The organism is Pseudoalteromonas sp. Scap25 (assembly GCF_013394125.1).
GTDB lineage: Bacteria > Pseudomonadota > Gammaproteobacteria > Enterobacterales > Alteromonadaceae > Pseudoalteromonas.
The window spans coordinates 814,612-836,533 of sequence record NZ_CP041327.1 but is presented as its reverse complement, the minus strand read 5'-3'; the positions used below and the strand labels follow the sequence as shown (position 1 = coordinate 836,533).

The window sequence follows — 21,922 nt, the reverse complement described above, 5'->3', positions numbered from 1 at the left end:
GCTAATCTTTGTTTAATGAGTTGATTTAATTACTGCAATAAAGGGCGTAGATTGCTAGACTTAGCCGCAATATAAATCACAAGGATCTGAGCTTTGCGAAACAAAATTTTTATACTTTCTTCGCTTTTTTGTGCCGTAACCACAACCGTGAATGCTGAACCCTGGGTAAAGCCTGATGACTATGGTCTTAGAGCTGATATACAACAGCTTGCCGATGCTGGCATTATTTTAGCGCCAGTAACAACGTATCCATTAATGTGGAAAAGCTTTATTAATGATGTAAATAATACGACGTTAGAACAATTACCTCCTCGCCTGCAGGATGCGTTATTGCGTGTGAAACATCGTTATAAGTCAGAAAATAGTGGTTCTCATAGTGTACAACTTTCAGCTTCCGCCAACTCAGATCCATTAGCCGTTACTAGCTTTGGGGCAACAAATACTCAAGAGTCTGAATTAACAGCAGCTTATGCTTATCTAGGACATAACTTTGCGGCTAAAGTTGCGCTTAATCATCGCAGTGATGGCAAAAACTGTTTAGTCAATGGCAAAACAACTGACGATATAGCCAAAAATGAGCAAGTGCTAACAGACTGTAATGATACCTCTTTAGATGACAGCTATTTAGCTTATCGTATGGGTAATTGGATTGTAAGAGCAGGTGCCGTTGAGCAATTTTGGGGCCCAGGTGTTGATAACAGCTTAATTATGTCTGGTAATTCAAAGCCACTTCCCGCAATAAGCCTCAGCCGAGAACAAAGTAGCGCGTTCGAAACGCCTTGGCTTAGCTGGATTGGTCAGTGGAGCTTTACAGCACAAATGGCTAAGCTTGAATCAACCCGAGTTGTACCTGATGCATTATTATGGAGTACTCGTTTAAATCTTCGTCCAATTCAACAATTAGAAATTGGCTTTAGTTGGTCAGCACAATGGGCTGGCAAGGGACAACCCAGTTCAGCAGGCGACTTTTTTGATTTAATAACCGGCGGAGGTGAATGTGTTGATGGTACCAATGATTGTGATGGTGAGCTTATAACTCGCTTGGGGAATCAACTCGCGGGCTTTGATATTCGTTGGTCTGACACTTTGTTTGATCAACCTTATGCGGTATATGCAAGCACGATTGGTGAAGATACCAGTGGCGGCATTAAGCCAGTAGACAGAGGCTATCTTGGTGGAATACAAACCACGACTCGCATTTATAATCAGAATATTTTATTTAACCTAGAATACACTGATACCGGCGTAGCGTGTTCTGCCACATCAGCAACTGAAAACTGCTTCTATGAGCACAGTATTTATAATTCAGGGTATCGTTACCATGGTCGCCCTATCGGCTCTACCTATGATAATGATTCACAATCGCTAGTGTTAACCGTACTTGGGCAACTCTCAAGCGGAACTGACTGGCAAGTAAAATTACGTGATATTGACTACAACAGCGACAACCGTGACCGTTACCCAAATAACCCTGATTTAGGTAACTCGATTACCAAAACAGCATTTAGCTCTAAACAGCTTGAAGTACGTTACAGAATGCTTGCCATGGGGGGGCGCTTGACCCTTGGTGGACTTGCCTCTAATAACGATGGAGCAGAAAACGATACGTCTGCATTTGCAAAGTTCGAATATAACTTTTAGTTTTGCAAGCATTAAAAAAGGGGATAAACCAAAGTTTATCCCCTTTTTTATTTCACTAACTAGCTAGCTTTTAATTTTGCTAATCACTTTTGATGTAGAGCAACCATCTAAAAACTCAAGCACTTCTACTTTTCCGCCATGACGCAACACATGCTCGGCACCAGCAATTTGCTCAACGGTGTAATCACCACCTTTAACAAGAATATCTGGGCTAATTTGTTCAATTAACTTTGCCGGTGTGTCATTTTCATCCTCACTGCCAAACGGAATAACCCAATCAACAGAGGCAAGCGCACTTAGCACCATAGCACGCTCGTCTAATGGGTTAATTGGGCGCTCAGGACCTTTTAAACGGGCAATGGATTCATCGTTATTTAAACCAACCACTAATCTATCACCTCGCGCTTTAGCTTGTGCTAAATAGCGCACATGGCCTGCATGCAAAATATCAAAACAACCATTAGTAAATACAATGGTTTCACCATTTTGCTTTGCAAATTCAATATGCTGTAATACATCATCAAATGGGGTTTGATAATGCTCGCCAGTGGCTTGTAAGTATTGGCCTAACTTGCGGCTCAACTCTTCAGGAGAAACGGTAGCCGCTCCCAATTTACTTACTGCAATACCGGCTGCTAAGTTTGCAATTTCGACTGCATCTTTGGCGGTCATACCCGCACCTAGCATTACAGCTAATGTAGCAATAACAGTATCGCCCGCACCGGTTACATCACTTACTTCGAGTTGTTGCGCTGCAAAGTCATGCTTTTGCGTTGCATCAATTAGCGACATACCTTGTTCTGAGCGTGTTAGTAGCATGGCGTTAATACCCGCATCACTAATCAGGGTACGCGCGCTGCTAGCAAGCAACTCTTCTGAACCAACCTGACCACCCGCTAATTTAAACTCATTTAAATTAGGGGTTATGTAATCAGCTCCACGGTACAACTCTAAATCAGATGATTTAGGGTCAACAAGCACGGTTTTACCTGCATCTTTAGCAACCGAAATCATTTTTTGGATTAGCGCGAGTGAGCCCTTGTTGTAATCAGAAAATACAATAAAGTCGTAATCACTCAGCACCAGCTCTAATCGATTTAATAACAACTGGCTATGAGACTCATTAAAAGCCTCTTCTAAATCTAAACGCACAACTTGTTGATGACGACTGATCACCCGCATTTTAGAAATAGTCGGCAAATCGCATACACTCACAAGCTGTGAATTTATTTTTTCACCCTCTAGAATGTTTTCTAAAATTTGTCCGCTTTCATCCTCGCCAATTAGGCCAAGTAAACCCACTTTGCCATCTAGTCGGGCTATATTTTTAGCCACATTGGCGGCACCACCGGCTTTGTCTTCAAATTTACTGACTTTTACAACGGGTACTGGTGCCTCCGGCGAAATACGGCCAGAATCACCATACCAGTAGCGGTCTAGCATAACGTCACCAACCACTAAAATACGCGCTGCTGATAAGTTTTTTAATAGCGATAAATCCATTACTGCTGCTCCGCAACAACCATATCCATGGCTTCACACAACCAATGGCCGATAAACATATGCGCCTCTTGGATACGGGCTGTTTCATCATTTTTAATAATAATAGGTAACTTGGCGATGTCTTTTACTTTCCCCCCATCGCGACCTGTAAATGCAACAGTGAATGCTCCTATTTTATTAGCGGCTTCTAACGCTAAATTAATATTATTACTGGTGCCCGATGTGGTTAAGCCAATTACAATATCTTCAGGTTTACATAGCGCCTGTACTTGGCGTTCAAATACTGTGTCAAAATGATAGTCATTACTATGCGCTGTTAAAATAGAGGTGTCTGTGGTTAGAGCAATAGACGCTAACGGTCCTCGCTCTAACTTATAACGTACCACAAACTCTGCAGCCAAATGCTGAGCATCAGCCGCACTGCCGCCATTACCAAACCAAACAACCTTACCACCAGCCTGTAAAGCACTATGACATGCTTCTAACAACTGCATTACCTCTTGATGATACGCCTCCATGGTTTCGAACAATACTTGGTGACGATTTAAACTTTCTAGGTAGCTAGTTGCCACTGAATCTATAATTGACATGAGATATTCCTCTTGGAACTGAAATGGCAGGAAAAATTAATTTCATTATTCCATAATTTTATAGCCAAATCACCTCTATATAACTAAATTAAAGTACGGGTAGAAAGTTATTATTCAGATAAAGAAGGTTTTTATCGTTGTTACCTTTTTCAAGTTGCTATTTTATATTTGTGTATTTAGATAAAAACGATTTCACGCTAAACTAGCGCCACTTTCATTTATACAAAGCAACAGTATGGCACGCATTTTTTATTCACTCGCATTAATTATTATTAGCCCACTGATTGTATTTTACTTATATGTACTAAGAGGTAAAAAAAACGCAGGATATCGCGCTCACTTTAAGGAACGTTTTGGCTTCATAAGCCGCGCTTTATTTTCAAACAACAAACCAGCTGTATTTCATTGTGCTTCTGTGGGCGAGGTGTTAGCTGCAACCCCTTTAATTAAAGCCCTACAACATGAACAACCGCAGTTAAATATTTTAATTACCTGCAATACTCCAACAGGACGAGAGCAAGTTAGCGCACAATTTAAAAACAGCGTTGCTGTTAGTTATTTACCCATTGATTTTCCAATGGCCACCACTCGCTTTTTAAAACGAGTAAAACCGCAATTACTCTGTATTTTAGAAACTGAACTATGGCCGAACTTAATGGCTAATGCGCACAAACAAAATATACCTGTATTGGTAGTTAATGCACGACTATCTGAAAAGTCTCAGCAAGGCTACGAAAAAGTGGCCCAGCTAACTCGCAGTATCATGCAATCAATTACCGCACTTGCAAGTCACGACAAAACCGATGCAAATCGCTTTATTGAATTAGGGCTACCTGCTGAAAAAAGCCATGTAACGGGATCAATAAAATTTGATATTACCCCAACCACTGCACAACTCGATAAAGTAGCCTCTTTAAAGCAATATTATAAAAAAGCAGAACGCTTTATATGGGTCGCAGGTTCTACACACCCTATAGAGCATGAGTTTATTTTAGTAGCCCACCAACAACTACTAGAAGCACACCCTGACGCTTTGCTGATCATTGCGCCACGTCATCCCGAACAGTTTGATAAAGTTGCAGAGCTACTGACTCACTCTAATCTTAGCTTTAGTCGTCGCAGTCAAAAAAATTATAACAATGAACAAGTTGTGTTAGCCGACACATTAGGTGAATTACAATATCTATATGGTGCCGCTAATATTAGCTTTATCGGTGGCAGCTTAATTCGTCGTGGTGGCCATAACCCATTAGAGTCGGCAGCTTTTTCAGTGGGTATACTTACCGGCCCTCATACCTACAACTTTGACCATGTTTACCCTGAACTGATTAAACTCAAAGGCGCCCATGTGGTTGAAAATACTGACGAACTGGCGCTTGCATTGCTTCGCTTAATTAAAAACACCAAAGCGTGTGATATTCTTGGCAGTAAAGCAGCTCAGTGTGTTGCTAAAAACCAAGGCGCTATTGCCAAAACGCTTGCCATTATAACTCCTTATTTAGAGCCAAAATCGTGACCAACTTAGCTATATCTCAAACCCGTGAATGGGTAAGCGCTGTGATTGTAAAATACAATTTTTGTCCATTTGCCCGTAAAGAAGTTGAAAATAACTGCATTCACTACACCATTAGTAACACCTCAAAAATTGATGATGCTGTTATGGATATGCTTGAACAATGTACCCAGCTTGACCGTGATCCTCAGCGTGAAACAACTTTGTTAATATTTGATAATGGCTTTACTGATTTTGAAGATTTTTTAGACCTTGTTGACTTAGCCAATGCGCTATTAGTTGCACAAGGTTTTGAGGGGAAGTACCAAATTGCAAACTTTCATCCTGACTATGTTTTTGCTGATAGTGATGAAGATGACGCTGCAAATTATACTAATCGCTCGCCTTTTCCTACTTTACACTTAATACGTGAGGCAAGTATGAGCGCGGCACTAGATGAATACAACGAGCCGGAGTCAATTCCTGAACACAATATCAACTTAGCTCGCCGTAAAGGAGTTCACTTTTGGCAGCAGCTACTTGAAAATTGCAAAAAACCGAGCGCATAAGCTCGGTTTTTGGTTTTTAATAATGCGCAGAGTTATTTTTTAACCCACTCACCATTAACTTCAACGAAATGCCCTGCTTGGGTTTTTTCAATGGTTTTTGCCGCCGCTAGTGCTTCTACTTGAGCAAGTGACAAGTTGTTCTTTTTCGCAAGTTTTAAATATTGTGCTTTGCGCTTTGCGTTAATTTCATCAACAACCGCTTTAGCCTCTGCATTTTGTACAACCAAACCTAAATAACCTGAGCTATCTTCACCCACAAGCCCTTGGTTTTTAGCATCATCTAAACTGATTGCCCAAGCAGAAAATGACAATAAAGCGGCACTTAAAAGTGTGATCACGTTTAACTTTTTATTTTTTAATAAACTCATAATTGCTCCTTAGAATAACTCACTGTCATCGCTAAATAAGTCATCTAGCTCTTTATCAACTTTTACGCGAATTTCATGATCAACCTTCACATTTAAATTAATGGTGATAGGCTCTTTCGCTGCCACTTCAACGCGGTGCGTACATGCACTAAGCAACCCCAGTGCTGTAAGTATTATCAGCCATTTAGTCATTTTTAGTTCCTTTTGTTGAATACTCTTGTTCAACTTTTTGAGTAATTTCATCACTTAAGCGCAATGCTCTTAAGAGTGTAAAAACATTTTCTTCATGGTTGTAATTAAAGTTAACTTGCTGCGCCTGTTCCTTATTGTATCCCTTTAAGTTTACACCTAAATAAAGCCAACCGTCAGGCTTTAAGTCAACACTACTGTTTAAGCTCTGAATGTCTAAATCTTCCAACAAGCTTAAAATCGGGTCCAGTTCTTGTTGCTGAGCTTTAACTGCATCAAAAGCTGCATTGTCAGTAATAACTAGTTTACCTGTTCCTTGGTTAGATAATTCACCAGATTTTACCGAAATACCTTGTTGATCAAAGTAAACGGGTAAGCGGCCATTCACTCGACCAGTTAGTGTAATGCCTGATTTATCATCTAAGGTAATAAGTTTACTCGCATCAATATTTTCAAATGTGACCAAAGACTGCTGCGCTTTTTCCGTCACTTTGTAGCTATCCAAAGCAAAACGACCACCAAGTACATCAGCAGTTATTTTTTCAGCGCGAGCAATAGAGTTCTCAACACTAAAATTACCGACAATGTTACTCACAACAGCACCTGCTCGTAACTCATTTAATTCAAATGTAGTAGGAGCCACATTAAGCTGCCCTGAATCATAAGAACCCGTTAAGCGACTGCTAAAATGCTTAGCTAAATAATCGTTGTATAAGCCACTTACCTGTTCGACTTGAAATGCAAAATCAGCCTGCTGTAAATTAACATCTCCGCGAACAACCCCATTAAAGCTACCATCGGTCAGCGTGGCTAATGGTTCAAACTGCTGTAAAACAGGGTTAAATTTAGTCACAGCTTGATCTGCAACTGTTATCTCAAATGGATGTTCCACAGCAGATATGTGGTGACTGGCTACCAACTCAATACCATCAATAAATACATGATGTGAGGCTTGAAGCGCCCGACTTTGCAGGCCTTTAGAGCTTATGCGAATATTACTTAGGTTTAAAAAGTCACTGTTAAGTTGGGTAAGTTTAGTTTCACTGTTTAAATCGACAAATAATTCGCCAACAGCCAAACTAGAAGATGCTGATAATTGATTATTTACACCACGCACTTGGTATTGCTCATAAGCCACTGAGCGTAAATGGCTATCCAAGCTTGCGTTGATATTTTGTTTATCGTCAATCTCAGTCGTAAACTGTGCCTTGTAGCCCTTTACTGTTAATTTATCAAAACTAAGCTCAGCAAAAGCAATCTCGCTGGTTATTTTCGCATTTTTTTTATGTTGTAAAACATCCGCTATTTTAAATTGACCTGTGCTTGCTACCTTTTTAGCTGATACAGGTAAAAAACCAGGCAGCTCATCGACGTTTAATTGGTAGTTGCCATTCACAGCCAAGTTATTTAAAGCTGCATCTATTTCTATATGCTCAATACCTTCGCTGATAAACAATAACTTAATATTGCCTTTGGCATACTCTAACGGCTGCTGAACATTAATTGCTAGGTTTTTCAGGCTCAGCTTCGTTTCACTATTTTTAGTGTTTAATAGCATTGACGGTATAACAAGTTGTCCGTTTTCAAACTTTACCGTATCACTGAGCATCAATTGCCATTTTAACGGCAGCTGCTTGGCTACAAATTCACGCTGTGATTGATTGCTTATAAGCGTCAAACAATCACTATCAAACGTTACCAAGCTGGTTAATTGCTGTGTATTTAACAAGGCTTTTTTATCGTTAAAGTGATAGTAAATATTCATATCACCAAAAGCCTTTAGCGTTACTGGGCATTTACTAAATTGCTGTGTAAACTCAGCATCTATGTTTGATTTTATATCAACGGATAACCCATCAAAGGTGAACTCATGCCCACTGTTTAATGAAAGCGCGGGTATCGGCTTTATCTTTGTTAGTAATCCATCAGCTAACTTAAAGTGACCAGTAATTTTATGATTGCTGACTGTTACCTCTGCGATTGCATCACCTGAAATCACAAATGTATTTAGCTTCTCTTCACCAATGCTAACTACCAGTTCATCATGAAGTTGTGGGTGGGTAATTAACAATCTTTTGATATCAATTTTCGGCCGCTCTTTGGGTAAACTAAGTGCCAGCTTTTTGAAGGAATTATTACTTGCTGAGACACTCTCGCTATCATTTAAACGAAGATTAGCGCGGCCAACAGTTATTTTTTTTGTATCAGCCACAATGCTACCAAGCTCAATTTGATGGCCTTGGTAAGTCAAACATAACCGGTTTACGTTTAAGCTAATATTTGCATTTAGTGACCAATCTAAACAATGTAATTCAACGCCAGATTGGCTCAAAGATGGCGCTATAGCCCATTGAGTTATAGGCATACGAAATACATAACCCAGTGTTAGAACACTCAGAAATAAAAACACGATTCCCCATGCGATGCGTTTGATCATACTATCCTTAATTTGAACCTTGAACCTTGAACCTTGAACCTTGAACCTTGAACAGTCTAAACAAAAAAGGCTGCACAAGGCAGCCTTTTTATCTTACATCTAGATCATGAATCTAGCGTGTATATTAACCTACATTTTTACGCGCATTTCTAAACATACGCATCCATGGGCTATCCTCAACCCACTCATCTGGGTGCCAAGAGTTAGCAACCGCACGGAATACACGTTCAGGGTGTGGCATCATTACAGTTGCACGACCATCTGTTGATGTAATACCCGTGATCCCCTCAGGTGAACCATTCGGGTTTGCTGGGTACTGTGTTGTTGGATTACCGTAGTTATCAACAAACTTAACCGCTACGGTGCCGCTTGCAAGTGCAGCCTTAGTTGCCGCATCGTTTGCAAATTCTGCATGACCTTCACCATGAGAAACTGCAATTGGCATATGTGAACCTGCCATCCCATTAAAGAACACCGATGGGTTTTCTTGAATTTCAACCAGACTAAAGCGTGCTTCAAAACGCTCTGACTTATTAGTTACAAAGCGCGGCCAATGTTCAGTACCTGGAATCAACTCTTTTAATGTTGATAGCATCTGACAACCGTTACATACACCTAAGCTAAAGGTATCTTCACGATGGAAGAAGCTTTGGAACTGATCGCGTGCCATATCGTTAAACAATATTGACTTAGCCCAGCCTTCACCAGCGCCTAATACGTCACCGTAAGAGAAGCCACCACACGCCACTAAACCTTTAAACTGTTCAAGCGTTAAACGACCTTCTAAAATATCACTCATGTGAACATCTACCGCAGCAAAACCAGCACGGTTAAACGCAGCAGCCATTTCTAGGTGCGAGTTAACGCCTTGCTCACGTAAAATAGCCATTTGTGGCTTAGCACCTGTCGCAATGTACGGTGCAGCTATATCTTCGTTTAAGTCAAAGTTAAGTTTAACGTTTAAGCCTGGGTCTTTTGCATCAAATTTAGCGTCAAATTCTTGCTTAGCACACTCAGGGTTATCACGACGCGCTTGCATCTGATAGGTTGTTTCGGCCCAAATTGTACGAAGCTCAGTACGCGTATGATTAAGTACTGTTTGCTCACCACGATTAAATACAATGTTATCGTCATTATTAAGCGAGCCAATCACATGGCTAATTGCGGCAACACCATGCTGCTCAAATACAGAATTTACAGCATCTAAATCACTGTTTGCTACTTGAATTACAGCACCTAACTCTTCGTTATAAAGCGCTTCAATATCCGAGCCAGTCAAAGTCGCTAAATCTACGGTTACACCGGTATGTCCGGTAAACGCCATTTCAGCAATAGTAGTAAACAAGCCACCGTCTGAACGGTCGTGATACGCAAGTAACTTGCTATCAGCCACTAGCGCCTGCATAGCATTATAAAAGCCTTTTAGTAACTCAGGGCTGTCTACATCAGGAGTAACATCACCAAGCTGCTTATAAACTTGTGCAAGGCTTGATGCGCCCATACGGTTTTTACCCGCACCTAAATCAACTAAAATAAGCGAAGTGTCGCCCTTATCAGTGCGCAGCTGTGGAGTCACCGTTTTACGTACATCGTCAACACGGCCAAAGGCTGTAATAATCAGTGATAAAGGCGATGTTACTGATTGCTCAGTTGTATCATCTTCATTTTTCCATGTCGTTTTCATCGACATCGAGTCTTTACCTACTGGGATTGTTAACCCAAGTGCTGGACATAACTCTTCACCAACAGCTTTTACCGCTTCATATAAACCTGCGTCTTCACCAGGGTGACCTGCAGCCGCCATCCAGTTAGCAGATAGCTTAATGTTCTCAAGACTACCAATATTAGTACCAGCAATATTTGTAAGAGACTCGGCCACAGCCAAACGTGCAGAAGCGCCATAATTAAGTAATGCCGCTGGAGTACGTTCACCTAATGACATAGCTTCACCGTGGTAGGTATCGTAAGTTGCTGCGGTAACTGCACAGTTAGCCACAGGCACTTGCCATGGGCCTACCATTTGATCGCGCGCTACTAAACCAGTTACAGAGCGATCGCCAATAGTAATCAGGAAGGTTTTTTCTGCAATGGTTGGTAAACGTAATAAACGCTGCGCTGCATCCGCAGGATTAATTGCCTCTACATTTAATGCAGTACCGACTACTTGTTGCGACGTAACATCACGATGCATTTTAGGTGCTTTACCTAGTAATACATCCAATGGTAAATCTACAGGGCTGTTATCAAAATGACTATCTGCAACCGTTAAATGACGCTCTTCTGTTGCTTCACCAATAACTGCATATTGTGCGCGCTCACGCTTACAAATTGCTTCAAAGCGTGCAAAGTCTTCAACGCCCACAGCAAGCACATATCGCTCTTGCGATTCATTACACCAAATTTCGTGTGGTGCCATGCCCGGCTCATCATTAGGGATGTCACGCAGTTGGAATTTACCACCACGGCCACCATCATCTACAAGCTCAGGGAATGCATTTGATAAACCACCAGCGCCCACATCATGTATAAACGCAATAGGATTTGCATCACCTAGCTGCCAACATTTGTCGATTACTTCTTGACAACGACGTTCCATTTCTGGGTTTTCACGTTGAACAGAAGCAAAATCTAAATCTTCGTTTGATTGACCCGATGCCATGCTAGATGCAGCACCACCGCCTAAACCAATGTTCATTGCAGGGCCGCCAAGCGCAATCAGTTTTGCGCCTACTGGAATATCGCCTTTTTGAACATGATCAGCACGAATATTACCTAAACCACCGGCAAGCATAATTGGCTTGTGGTAACCACGTACCTCTTCACCATTGTGACTCGTTACTTTTTCTTCGTATGTACGGAAATAACCTAAAAGATTAGGACGGCCAAACTCATTATTAAACGCAGCACCACCTAATGGGCCTTCAGTCATAATATCAAGGGCATTCACTATGCGCCCAGGCTTACCAAAATCACTTTCCCAAGGTTGTTCAAAACCAGGAATACGTAAGTTAGATACAGTAAAGCCCACTAAGCCGGCTTTTGGTTTTGAACCACGGCCAGTTGCACCTTCATCGCGAATCTCACCGCCCGACCCTGTTGCCGCACCAGAAAAGGGCGCAATTGCCGTTGGGTGGTTATGGGTTTCAACCTTCATTAATATTTCAATGTCTTCTTGATGATACGCATATTCACCTTGCGCATTCGGGAAGAAGCGACCCGCCTTTGAGCCTTTCATTACGGCTGCGTTATCTTTATAAGCAGACAGTACATTTTCAGGGTTATGCTCAAAGGTATTTTTAATCATTTTAAACAGCGACTTTGGCTGTTCAATACCATCGATAGTCCAATCAGCATTAAATATTTTATGACGACAATGCTCTGAGTTTGCTTGTGCAAACATGAATAATTCGATGTCGTTAGGATTGCGCCCTAACTTGATGAAGTTTTCCACTAAGTAGTCAATTTCATCATCAGCAAGTGCAAACCCTTGCTCTATATTGGCTACGGCTAATGCTTCGCGGCCGCCACCTAAAATATCAACTGATGACATTTGGCGAGGTGCATCACTGCGAAATAACTGCGCTGCATCTTCTAATTTACTATGAGTAGCTTCAGTCATACGGTCATGAAGAAGCGCAATAACGTGTGTAAGCTGCTCTGTACTTAAATCACCTTCAACATAGTAAGCAATACCACGTTCAACCCTGTGAACTTGTTTAAGCCCACAGTTATGAGCGATATCAGTCGCTTTTGAAGCCCATGGCGAAATAGTACCAGGTCGAGGCGTTACTAATACCAACTGACCCGCTGGCGTATGCTCAGCAATTGTTGGTCCATAGGTTAATAACTTTTCAAGTTTGGTTTGCTCATCAGTGTCTAATGGCGATGTTAAATCGGCAAAGTGAGCGTATTCGGCATATACATTGGTGACAGGAAGTTGCGATTGTTGGCAACGCGCTAAAATTTTATTAACTCTGAACTCTGAAAGTGCTGGTGCACCACGAAGGATCAACATAAGTAATTTCACCCGGGGTTAGGGATTGAACGATATTTTAGGCGCGTATTATAGTCCAAATTACTCCCAGATTTAACTCAAAAATGCGCTTTTCATTAAATTAACTTTTTCTTTTTGTTTACACCTATTTTTTACTTACTGCGATTAAACGGTAAGTGACGTAATCAGTAAGTTTTGTTATAACAGGAGATACGATGCTAAAGAGGCGAATATGTTGAAGATAAAGCTAATAACAATTATTACGTTAGTCATCCTTTTGTGTGCCTGTAATACACAAGAGCAGTCAACACAGCTTGCCCAAATTAAATCAGAAAATAAAATTCGTGTGGGTACACTCGCCAGCGCAAGTAATTACTATCAAGCTGTTCAAGGTGAACAAGGGTTTGAATTTGAACTGTCTCAAGCATTCGCCGATTACCTTGGGGTAGAGCTTGAAATTGTGCCCTTTTTTAATTTATCCGATATGTTTGCGCGCTTAGATAGTGGCGATCTCGATTTAATTGCCTCTGGACTTACTTTTAACAAGGCGCGCGCCAAACGTTACCGCTATGGCCCAACTTACAGAACAATTAGTCAAAAATTAGTATTTAAACAAGGCCGTGAACGCCCTAGAGATTTTGATGATTTAACTGGTAACTTCACTGTTATTGCTAAAAGTAGTCACTCGCTCACATTAGAAGAAATACAACAAACCAACCCAGATTTAACTTGGAATGAAACCGAAGAATTTGATGAGGAAGAGTTATTACAAGCCGTTATTGATGGTGAAATAGATTACACCTTGGCAGATTCTCATACATTAGCGTTGTTTAGGCGCTATCACCCTAACTTGAGTATTGGCTTTTCAGTTACCCGTAATGATTCAATTGCATGGATACTCAAAAAGTCGAATGATGACTCTTTGTACGCATTACTAGTTCCTTTTTTCGGTGAAGCAAAACAAAATAATCAACTTTATGTGCTTGAAGAGAAGTATTTTGGCCATGTCCGTCAGTTTAATTACGTTAATACCTTAGCCTATATAGATGCAATAAAAGAAACACTGCCTAAATATCAGCCTTGGTTTATACAATATGCGGGTAGCCTTGATTGGCGCTTACTTGCTGCATTGAGTTATCAAGAGTCGATGTGGAACCCACGAGCTAAATCGCCAACAGGGGTGCGCGGCATTATGATGCTAACAAGGCGCACAGCAAAACAAGTCGGTGTTACTAATCGCTTGGAGCCAGAACAAAACATACGTGGCGGTGCTCAATACTTAGCTAAATTAATCAAACGTATACCAGATAGAATCCCGCAGCCTGATCGTACTTGGCTCGCACTTGCCGCTTATAATGTTGGTTGGGGCCACGTCAATGATGCCCGCATAATTACCGAACAACAAGGAGCTAGCCCTGATAAATGGGCTGATGTTAAAAAGCGCTTACCATTACTAGTAAAAAAACGTCACTACCGTAATACCCGCTATGGCTATGCTCGCGGTGATGTTGCAGTGACTTATGTTGATAATATTCGTCGCTATTACGATGCGCTAGTTTGGCTTGATGAAAATAATGCAATGGCAACTACACCGCCAACAACCGAAAAAGAAACTAAAGATCAAAGCATTAAACCAAATGATGCAAATCAACGTATCACTGGTGAAGCAGAAAAAGAAAAATAAATGCATTCTGAAAATTTCGCGCTATATTAGCTACATGTCAGAAAAGCAAATAGTTGTTTACTTGCAATCAATTATTCAATAATCTGGCTCAATTGTATTAAAATTTGTGTCATCACCAAGCACGTAAGGACAAGTCATGCTTAAACGTAGACGTACACATCAACTTAAACGTTGTATAAAGCACTCAACTGCGACTCGCCGTCGAGTGATGTTAAGAAATTTGCATAAAAAGGTTATCTGGCGTCGCCGCATGTTCGCTATGCAGCAAATGGCTGAGCTAGACGCCTTAATAGCAGCTGCAGACTAATCTCTGTTAAGGTTGCGAGCGGCTAGCTTTGCTGCTTTTATTTGTGATCGGCGACGCTTAAAAAAACTAGAAATAGTCTCTGCACATTGTGTCTCTAAAACCCCACCCGTTATTTCTACCTGATGGTTTAAACGAGGTTCTTGCAACAAGTTCATAATTGAACCAGCAGAACCCGTTTTAGCATCGGCAGCACCAAATACTAAGCGTTTAATTCGGCTGTGCACCAATAAACCTGCACACATAGAGCACGGCTCTAACGTAACATACAAAGTGCAATCAATTAAGCGATAGTTATTAAGCACTTTGCCGGCTTCTCTTACCGCTATCATCTCAGCATGAGCCGACGGATCATTATCGGTAATTGAGCGATTATAACCCGCGCTTATAAGCTGATTATTTTTGACAATAATGGCGCCTACAGGTATCTCATCGAGTTGCTCTGCTTGTTTTGCATACACAAGGGCTTGTTCCATCCAATATTGGTCGTCAAATGGCTCTGTCATGATTATTACTTAACTATTTTTTATGCCGTAATTATACCAACTTAGCGTAAAAAAATGCGTAATTGATCACTTTATTGCAAAAATAAAACAAATTTAAGTGGTTTACCATGGCCCATAAGGCGGGATTTACGCTATAATCTCTCGCTTTTTTTATTTAGCTCACAACACGGGTAGCAAATGAAATTTCCTGGACGCCGCAGGCATAAACATTATTTCCCAGTGGAAGCCAAAGATCCACTGACCAATCAACTTAACGCCACAGAACGATTACACCGCAGCTATGTTACGGGGATCGATCAAATCGTTGTTGATATAGAAGCTAAGGTTGACCAAGCTTTTCTCGATGAATTTCAATTGCGCCGAGGGATGTCGCAAGTTATAGATAATGACATCACTAATGCTTTATACGATCGCTTAAAACTAAACGATATGGTCGATTACGAATTCGCAGGAGGAACCGTTGGCAACACAATGCACAACTATTCCGTACTTGCTGATGATCGTTCGGTACTATTAGGCGTAATGAGCGAAAATATAAAAATAGGCAGTTATGCTTATAGATTTTTATGTAATAACTCAAGTCGTGTAGATTTAGACTACTTACAACCAGTCGATGGTCCTATTGGCCGTTGCTTTACCTTGATTGATGAAACAGGTGAGCGCACGTTTGCTATTAGTGCTGGCCTGATGAATTACCTAAAGCCAGAGTCAATTGATAAAGAGCTAATAGAAGGCTCATCAGCATTAGTCATCAGTGCTTATTTAATGCGTACTCAAGGTGATGAAACCATGACCGAAGCGACTATGCAAGCAATCAAGTATGCTAACGATGCAAATGTACCCGTGGTATTAACACTGGGGACTAAGTTTCTTATCGAGCAGGACCCGACATGGTGGGCTAACTTTGTAGAAAAGCATGTTGATATACTTGCTATGAACGAAGAAGAAGGCCAAGCAATTACTGGATATGAAGATCCACTTCTTGCTGCTGACAAAGCATTAGATTGGGTTGACTTAGTTATTTGTACAGCCGGTGAAAAAGGCTTATTTATGGCTGGTTTTGTTGACGACAGCTGCAAACGTGAAACAGAGTATCCATTATTACCGGGTGCCATACCAGATTTTAATCGTTATGAATTTTCACGTGCAATGCGTAAAGTTGACTGTGAAAACCCTATAAAGGCATATAGCCATACAGCGCCGTTTATGGGCGGGCCTGACTCGATTAAAAATACCAATGGTGCCGGTGACTGTGCTTTAGCCGCGGTTTTACATGACTTATCAGCGAATGTTTATCATAAGTTGAATGTTGCTAATTCAGCAAAGCATCAGCAACAAGCCATTACCTACTCTTCGCTCGCACAAATTAGCAAATATGCTAACCGTGCAAGCTTTGAAGTACTTGTACAGCACTCTCCTCGCTTATCTCGTGGTTTGCCTGAGCGCGAAGATTGTTTAGAACAAGTGTATTGGGATCAATAAGATCCCATTACGCTAAACAAAGCTAAAATATAGATATATCAAGCTTTTTAGATAGCAGCTCTAATGCTGCTATTCCCGCCACTGAGTTACCAAAAGAGTTTAATCCTGGTGAATAGACTGCCACTGTAAATCTATTCGGTAACACCGCTAATATTGTACCAGAAACACCCGATTTACCAGGCATGCCTACACGATAACCAAAGTCACCTGCTGCGTCATATAACCCACTGGTAAATAACAACGAATTTAATTGCTTGTTTTGACGACTAGAAAGTACTCGTTTGTTTGAGCTGTAATCCATCCCTTTATTGGCTAAAAAATTGTACGCCTTAGCAAGTTCAATACAATTAAGTTCTATGGCACAAAAATTAAAATACGACCAAAGGACATCATCTACTTCATTTTCAAAGTTACCGAATGATTTCATTAAATGTGCCATTGCCGCATTTCTATGCCGAAACTCATATTCTGAGTTAGCCACTTGCTTATCAATTACAATACTTCGATTACCTGATAAATCGCGAAATGTTTCAAGCATAGAGTGCATTGGAGCTGATAAACGACTATACAAAGCATCACAGGTAACAATCGCTCCCGCATTAATAAATGGGTTACGTGGAATCCCTTTTTCAAACTCAAGCTGTGTCAGAGAGTTAAACGCTGTACCTGAAGGCTCTTTGCCAACTCTATTCCATAATTCATCGCCATAGCGTTGCAAAGCTAATGTCAGAGTCATTACTTTAGATACAGATTGAATTGTGAAACGTTGCTCACAATCACCGGCGCAGAAAATTTCTCCTTCCGTAGTATAAATAGCAATAGAGAACTGCTCAGGAGAAACCTCTGCCAATGCCGGTATATAATCGGCAACTTTACCCTGCGTTAGTAAAGGCTTAACCTCTTGAGTTATCTCATTTAACACTCGTTGGTAATCACTCGTTGGCAATCGACACCTCAATAATACGAAATCTAAAACTAAATTTTAACACGTCAGATCCATAACCGCATGGTAATGTTGAGCAAATAGGGGATTCGCTGATATCAATGAAAATATTTCACTACAAACTTCGAAACTATTACAGCATAAGTAAACCATAGTAAGGGCTTTAAGTTCCTACTTTTTTTACTTTAATCTGATGCCTTTAATTAGAGTCGGTGCGCTACTTCGTAGCGACAGCGCAGTAGAATGTCGCAGTGCCCACAGCGGTAAAAAGTCACATAGCAAATGCGATGCTATCATTGTGTCGGGGCGGCCTTCCGCGGGGCTCGCCTTCGAGCTGTTTTTTTTTGGCTACTGAGTTTGGCATGGGCTCTTAGATATTTACTAAACCCCAAACAGCAAAAAACCCGTTACATTGCTGTAACGGGTTTCTTTAATTGAATTCTGGTAATGTCATGGTACCCACAGCGGTAGAAAGTCACATAACAAATGCCACACTATCATTGTGTCGGGGCGGCCTTCCGCGGGGCTCGCCTTCGAGCTGTTTTGTTTGACTACTGAGTTTGGCATGGGTTCTTGGCTATTTACTAAACCCCAGATAGCAAAAAACCCGTTACATTGCTGTAACGGGTTTCTTTAATTGGATCCTGGTAATGTCCTACTTTCACATAACAAATGCTACACTATCATCGGCGCTGTTTCGTTTCACTACTGAGTTCGGCATGGGGTCAGGTGGGTCCAAAACGCTATTGTCACCAAGAAAATTCTTTTCAATTTTTTTATTATTAATTTTTTTAAATTTAAAGTCTTTCGACTAAATTTGGAGCCTGGTAATGACCTACTTTCACATAACAAATGCTACACTATCATCGGCGCTGTTTCGTTTCACTACTGAGTTCGGCATGGGGTCAGGTGGGTCCAAAACGCTATTGTCACCAAGCAAATTTGGGTGTCAGTCCGTATCGCTACGCACTAACTAAAATTTGGAATTCTGATAATAAAAGTTTTCAGTAATCTACTTTAGTCTATTAACTTCTTCGCTTGTTTCACTATCACATAAAACGCGTTTGGCGTTGTATGGTTAAGCCTCACGGGTAATTAGTACAAGTTAGCTTAATGGCTCACACCACTTCCACATCTTGCCTATCAACGTTGTAGTCTTCAACGGCCCTTCAGAGACTTTAAAAGTCTAGTGAGAACTCATCTCGAGGCCTGCTTCGCGCTTAGATGCTTTCAGCGCTTATCAGTTCCGAACGTAGCTACCGGGCAATGCCATTGGCATGACAACCCGAACACCAGCGGTTCGTTCACTCCGGTCCTCTCGTACTAGGAGCAACCCCTCTCAATTCTCAAACGCCCACGGCAGATAGGGACCGAACTGTCTCACGACGTTCTAAACCCAGCTCGCGTACCACTTTAAATGGCGAACAGCCATACCCTTGGGACCGACTTCAGCCCCAGGATGTGATGAGCCGACATCGAGGTGCCAAACACCGCCGTCGATATGAACTCTTGGGCGGTATCAGCCTGTTATCCCCGGAGTACCTTTTATCCGTTGAGCGATGGCCCTTCCATTCAGAACCACCGGATCACTATGACCTACTTTCGTACCTGCTCGACGTGTCTGTCTCGCAGTTAAGCTGGCTTCTACCATTACACTAACCGTACGATGTCCGACCGTACTTAGCCAACCTTCGTGCTCCTCCGTTACTCTTTGGGAGGAGACCGCCCCAGTCAAACTACCCACCAGGCACTGTCCGTAACCCCGATTCAGGGGCCAACGTTAGAACATCAAAACTACAAGGGTGGTATTTCAAGGACGACTCCACAAAAACTAGCGTCTCTGCTTCAAAGTCTCCCACCTATCCTACACATGTAGGTTCAATGTTCAGTGCCAAGCTGTAGTAAAGGTTCACGGGGTCTTTCCGTCTAGCCGCGGGTACACAGCATCTTCACTGCGATTTCAATTTCACTGAGTCTCGGGTGGAGACAGCGTGGCCATGGTTACACCATTCGTGCAGGTCGGAACTTACCCGACAAGGAATTTCGCTACCTTAGGACCGTTATAGTTACGGCCGCCGTTTACCGGGGCTTCGATCAAGAGCTTCTCCGAAGATAACCCCATCAATTAACCTTCCGGCACCGGGCAGGTGTCACACCGTATACGTCATCTTGCGATTTTGCACAGTGCTGTGTTTTTAATAAACAGTCCCAGCCACCTGGTCACTGCGGCTCCAATCAGCTTAGAGAGCAAGTCTCATCACCAATCGGAGCGTACCTTCTCCCGAAGTTACGGTACGATTTTGCCTAGTTCCTTCACCCGAGTTCTCTCAAGCGCCTTAGTATTCTCTACCTGACCACCTGTGTCGGTTTGGGGTACGATTCGGTATAATCTGAAGCTTAGAGGCTTTTCCTGGAAGTATGGCATCAGCAACTTCATCACCGTAGTGACTCGTCTCGTGTCTCAGCCTAACAGCAACCCGGATTTACCTAAGTCACTAGCCTACACACTTTCACATGGACTACCATCGCCATGCTTGCTTAGCCTGCTCCGTCCCCCCATCGCAATTATACCAAGTACGGAAATATTAATCCGTTTCCCATCGACTACGCCTTTCGGCCTCGCCTTAGGGGTCGACTTACCCTACCCTGATTAACATGGGATAGGAACCCTTGGTCTTCCGGCGTGCGGGTTTTTCACCCGCATTATCGTTACTCATGTCAGCATTCGCACTTCTGATACGTCCAGCATACCTCCCGGTACACCTTCAACCGCTTACAGAACGCTCCCCTACCACTCAGAATAAATTCTGAATCCGCAGCTTCGGTGCATAGTTTAGCCCCGTTACATCTTCCGCGCAGACCGACTCGACCAGTGAGCTATTACGCTTTCTTTAAAGGATGGCTGCTTCTAAGCCAACCTCCTGGCTGTCTGGGCCTTTCCACATCGTTTCCCACTTAACTATGACTTTGGGACCTTAGCTGGCGGTCTGGGTTGTTTCCCTCTTCACGACGGACGTTAGCACCCGCCGTGTGTCTCCCGGATATTACTTTACGGTATTCGGAGTTTGCAAAGGGTTGGTAAGTCGGGATGACCCCCTAGCCTTAACAGTGCTCTACCCCCGTAAGTATTCGTCCGAGGCTCTACCTAAATAGATTTCGGGGAGAACCAGCTATCTCCCGGTTTGATTAGCCTTTCACTCCTAACCACAGGTCATCCCCTAACTTTTCAACGTTAGTGGGTTCGGTCCTCCAATTGATGTTACTCAATCTTCAACCTGCCCATGGCTAGATCACCGGGTTTCGGGTCTATACCTTGCAACTATTCGCCCAGTTAAGACTCGGTTTCCCTACGGCTACCCTAATCGGTTAACCTCGCTACAAAATATAAGTCGCTGACCCATTATACAAAAGGTACGCAGTCACCCTCGAGGGGCTCCTACTGCTTGTACGTACACGGTTTCAGGTTCTATTTCACTCCCCTCACAGGGGTTCTTTTCGCCTTTCCCTCACGGTACTGGTTCACTATCGGTCAGTTGGGAGTATTTAGCCTTAGATGATGGTCCACCTATATTCAGTCAAAGTTTCACGTGCTCCGACCTACTCGATTTCACTTAAAATGCGTTTTCATGTACGGGACTATCACCCTGTATCGTGGCACTTTCCAGAGCCTTCCATTAACACATAATAAGCTTAAGGGCTGTTCCGATTTCGCTCGCCGCTACTATCGGAATCTCGGTTGATTTCTTTTCCTACGGGTACTTAGATGTTTCAGTTCTCCGCGTTCGCCTCGTTAACCTATGTATTCAGTTAACGATACCTGCAAGCAGGTGGGTTTCCCCATTCGGAAATCCTAGTCTCAAGTGCTTTTTACTAGCTTGACTAGGCTTATCGCAAGTTAATACGTCCTTCATCGCCTCCAACTGCCAAGGCATCCACCGTGTACGCTTAGTCACTTAACCATACAACCCAAACGGGTCTTTGTTTTGTGACAGTTTAACTTCGCCAGAAGTTAATATTGAATACTAAAGTAGATACCAATTAATCCGAGGATTAAATGGCACTGAATGATACTGCTATCATTCTTTTTTACTTTTGAAAACTCTGTACAAATACAATGTATTCATACGAATTTTATTATCAGCTTTTCCAAATTTTTAAAGAGCATATTAATTAGTAAACTCAAAGAGCAAACTAACTAACAATCATCTGTGTGGACACTA

The 21,922-nt window shown here is 42.0% G+C and carries 14 protein-coding genes and 3 rRNA genes; 6 read left to right on the top strand and 11 right to left on the bottom strand.

Going from position 1 to position 21,922, the window contains the following annotated elements:
- The first annotated feature begins 93 nt into the window (after positions 1–93).
- Entirely contained in the window at positions 94–1,641 is a 1,548-nt protein-coding gene (locus FLM54_RS03800; protein WP_178955275.1) for a capsule assembly Wzi family protein, read from the top strand.
- Positions 1,642–1,704: 63 nt separating this feature from the next.
- On the opposite strand, the gene hldE is transcribed toward FLM54_RS03800, so the two are convergent.
- Together hldE and FLM54_RS03790 are read right to left on the bottom strand one after the other, a co-directional pair.
- Positions 1,705–3,144 (bottom strand): bifunctional D-glycero-beta-D-manno-heptose-7-phosphate kinase/D-glycero-beta-D-manno-heptose 1-phosphate adenylyltransferase HldE, encoded by a 1,440-nt coding sequence (hldE, locus tag FLM54_RS03795; RefSeq protein WP_138594062.1) that lies wholly within the window; start codon positions 3,142–3,144, stop codon positions 1,705–1,707.
- Positions 3,144–3,734 (bottom strand): SIS domain-containing protein, encoded by a 591-nt coding sequence (locus tag FLM54_RS03790; protein WP_008115583.1) that lies wholly within the window; start codon positions 3,732–3,734, stop codon positions 3,144–3,146. Before FLM54_RS03790 ends, hldE begins: the two co-directional genes overlap by 1 nt.
- Before the next feature lie 235 nt (positions 3,735–3,969).
- Between FLM54_RS03790 and waaA the strand changes: the two genes are divergently transcribed.
- Positions 3,970–5,250, top strand: a complete 1,281-nt coding sequence (gene waaA / locus FLM54_RS03785) for a lipid IV(A) 3-deoxy-D-manno-octulosonic acid transferase (protein WP_178955273.1) — start codon at positions 3,970–3,972, stop codon at positions 5,248–5,250.
- The gene (locus tag FLM54_RS03780) at positions 5,247–5,795 is read left to right on the top strand and encodes a DUF1415 domain-containing protein (RefSeq protein WP_178955271.1); all 549 of its coding nucleotides are present in this window, start codon (positions 5,247–5,249) and stop codon (positions 5,793–5,795) included. The genes waaA and FLM54_RS03780 overlap by 4 nt, the downstream gene beginning before the upstream one ends.
- A 32-nt stretch (positions 5,796–5,827) precedes the next feature.
- Here FLM54_RS03780 and FLM54_RS03775 read toward each other — a convergent pair whose 3' ends face one another.
- The 4 genes from FLM54_RS03775 to purL form a co-directional block, all read right to left on the bottom strand.
- Positions 5,828–6,163 (bottom strand): YdbL family protein, encoded by a 336-nt coding sequence (locus tag FLM54_RS03775; protein WP_008115577.1) that lies wholly within the window; start codon positions 6,161–6,163, stop codon positions 5,828–5,830.
- 9 nt (positions 6,164–6,172) lie between these two features.
- Positions 6,173–6,355 carry a YnbE family lipoprotein gene (locus FLM54_RS03770; protein WP_008115575.1) on the bottom strand — a complete coding sequence of 61 codons (183 nt, stop codon included), beginning with the start codon at positions 6,353–6,355 and terminating at the stop codon, positions 6,173–6,175.
- Entirely contained in the window at positions 6,348–8,789 is a 2,442-nt protein-coding gene (locus tag FLM54_RS03765; RefSeq protein ID WP_178955269.1) for a YdbH domain-containing protein, read from the bottom strand. The genes FLM54_RS03770 and FLM54_RS03765 overlap by 8 nt, the downstream gene beginning before the upstream one ends.
- 124 nt (positions 8,790–8,913) lie before the next feature.
- Positions 8,914–12,804 (bottom strand): phosphoribosylformylglycinamidine synthase, encoded by a 3,891-nt coding sequence (gene purL / locus FLM54_RS03760; RefSeq protein WP_178955267.1) that lies wholly within the window; start codon positions 12,802–12,804, stop codon positions 8,914–8,916.
- Positions 12,805–13,015: 211 nt separating this feature from the next.
- On the opposite strand from purL, the gene mltF reads away from it, so the two are divergent.
- Positions 13,016–14,467, top strand: coding sequence for a membrane-bound lytic murein transglycosylase MltF (gene mltF / locus FLM54_RS03755; RefSeq protein WP_138605116.1), 1,452 nt, complete (start codon positions 13,016–13,018; stop codon positions 14,465–14,467).
- Positions 14,468–14,603: 136 nt separating this feature from the next.
- A complete protein-coding gene (locus FLM54_RS03750; protein ID WP_008115566.1) occupies positions 14,604–14,774 on the top strand; it encodes a hypothetical protein in 171 nt (56 codons plus the stop codon).
- On the opposite strand, the gene tadA is transcribed toward FLM54_RS03750, so the two are convergent.
- Complete coding sequence (tadA, locus tag FLM54_RS03745) at positions 14,771–15,277, bottom strand: tRNA adenosine(34) deaminase TadA (protein WP_138605117.1); 507 nt, start codon at positions 15,275–15,277, stop codon at positions 14,771–14,773. The two genes, FLM54_RS03750 and tadA, sit on opposite strands and share 4 nt — an antisense overlap.
- Before the next feature lie 177 nt (positions 15,278–15,454).
- On the opposite strand from tadA, the gene FLM54_RS03740 reads away from it, so the two are divergent.
- Positions 15,455–16,759, top strand: coding sequence for an inosine/guanosine kinase (locus tag FLM54_RS03740; RefSeq protein WP_138605119.1), 1,305 nt, complete (start codon positions 15,455–15,457; stop codon positions 16,757–16,759).
- Between the two features lie 22 nt (positions 16,760–16,781).
- Here FLM54_RS03740 and glsB read toward each other — a convergent pair whose 3' ends face one another.
- The 4 genes from glsB to FLM54_RS03720 form a co-directional block, all read right to left on the bottom strand.
- Positions 16,782–17,705 (bottom strand): glutaminase B, encoded by a 924-nt coding sequence (gene glsB / locus FLM54_RS03735; protein WP_138605120.1) that lies wholly within the window; start codon positions 17,703–17,705, stop codon positions 16,782–16,784.
- A gap of 639 nt (positions 17,706–18,344) precedes the next feature.
- A 5S ribosomal RNA gene (rrf, locus tag FLM54_RS03730) occupies positions 18,345–18,459 on the bottom strand.
- Between the two features lie 65 nt (positions 18,460–18,524).
- Positions 18,525–18,639 (bottom strand): 5S ribosomal RNA (gene rrf, locus FLM54_RS03725).
- 137 nt (positions 18,640–18,776) lie between these two features.
- A 23S ribosomal RNA gene (locus FLM54_RS03720) occupies positions 18,777–21,661 on the bottom strand.
- Between the last annotated feature and the right edge of the window lie 261 nt (positions 21,662–21,922).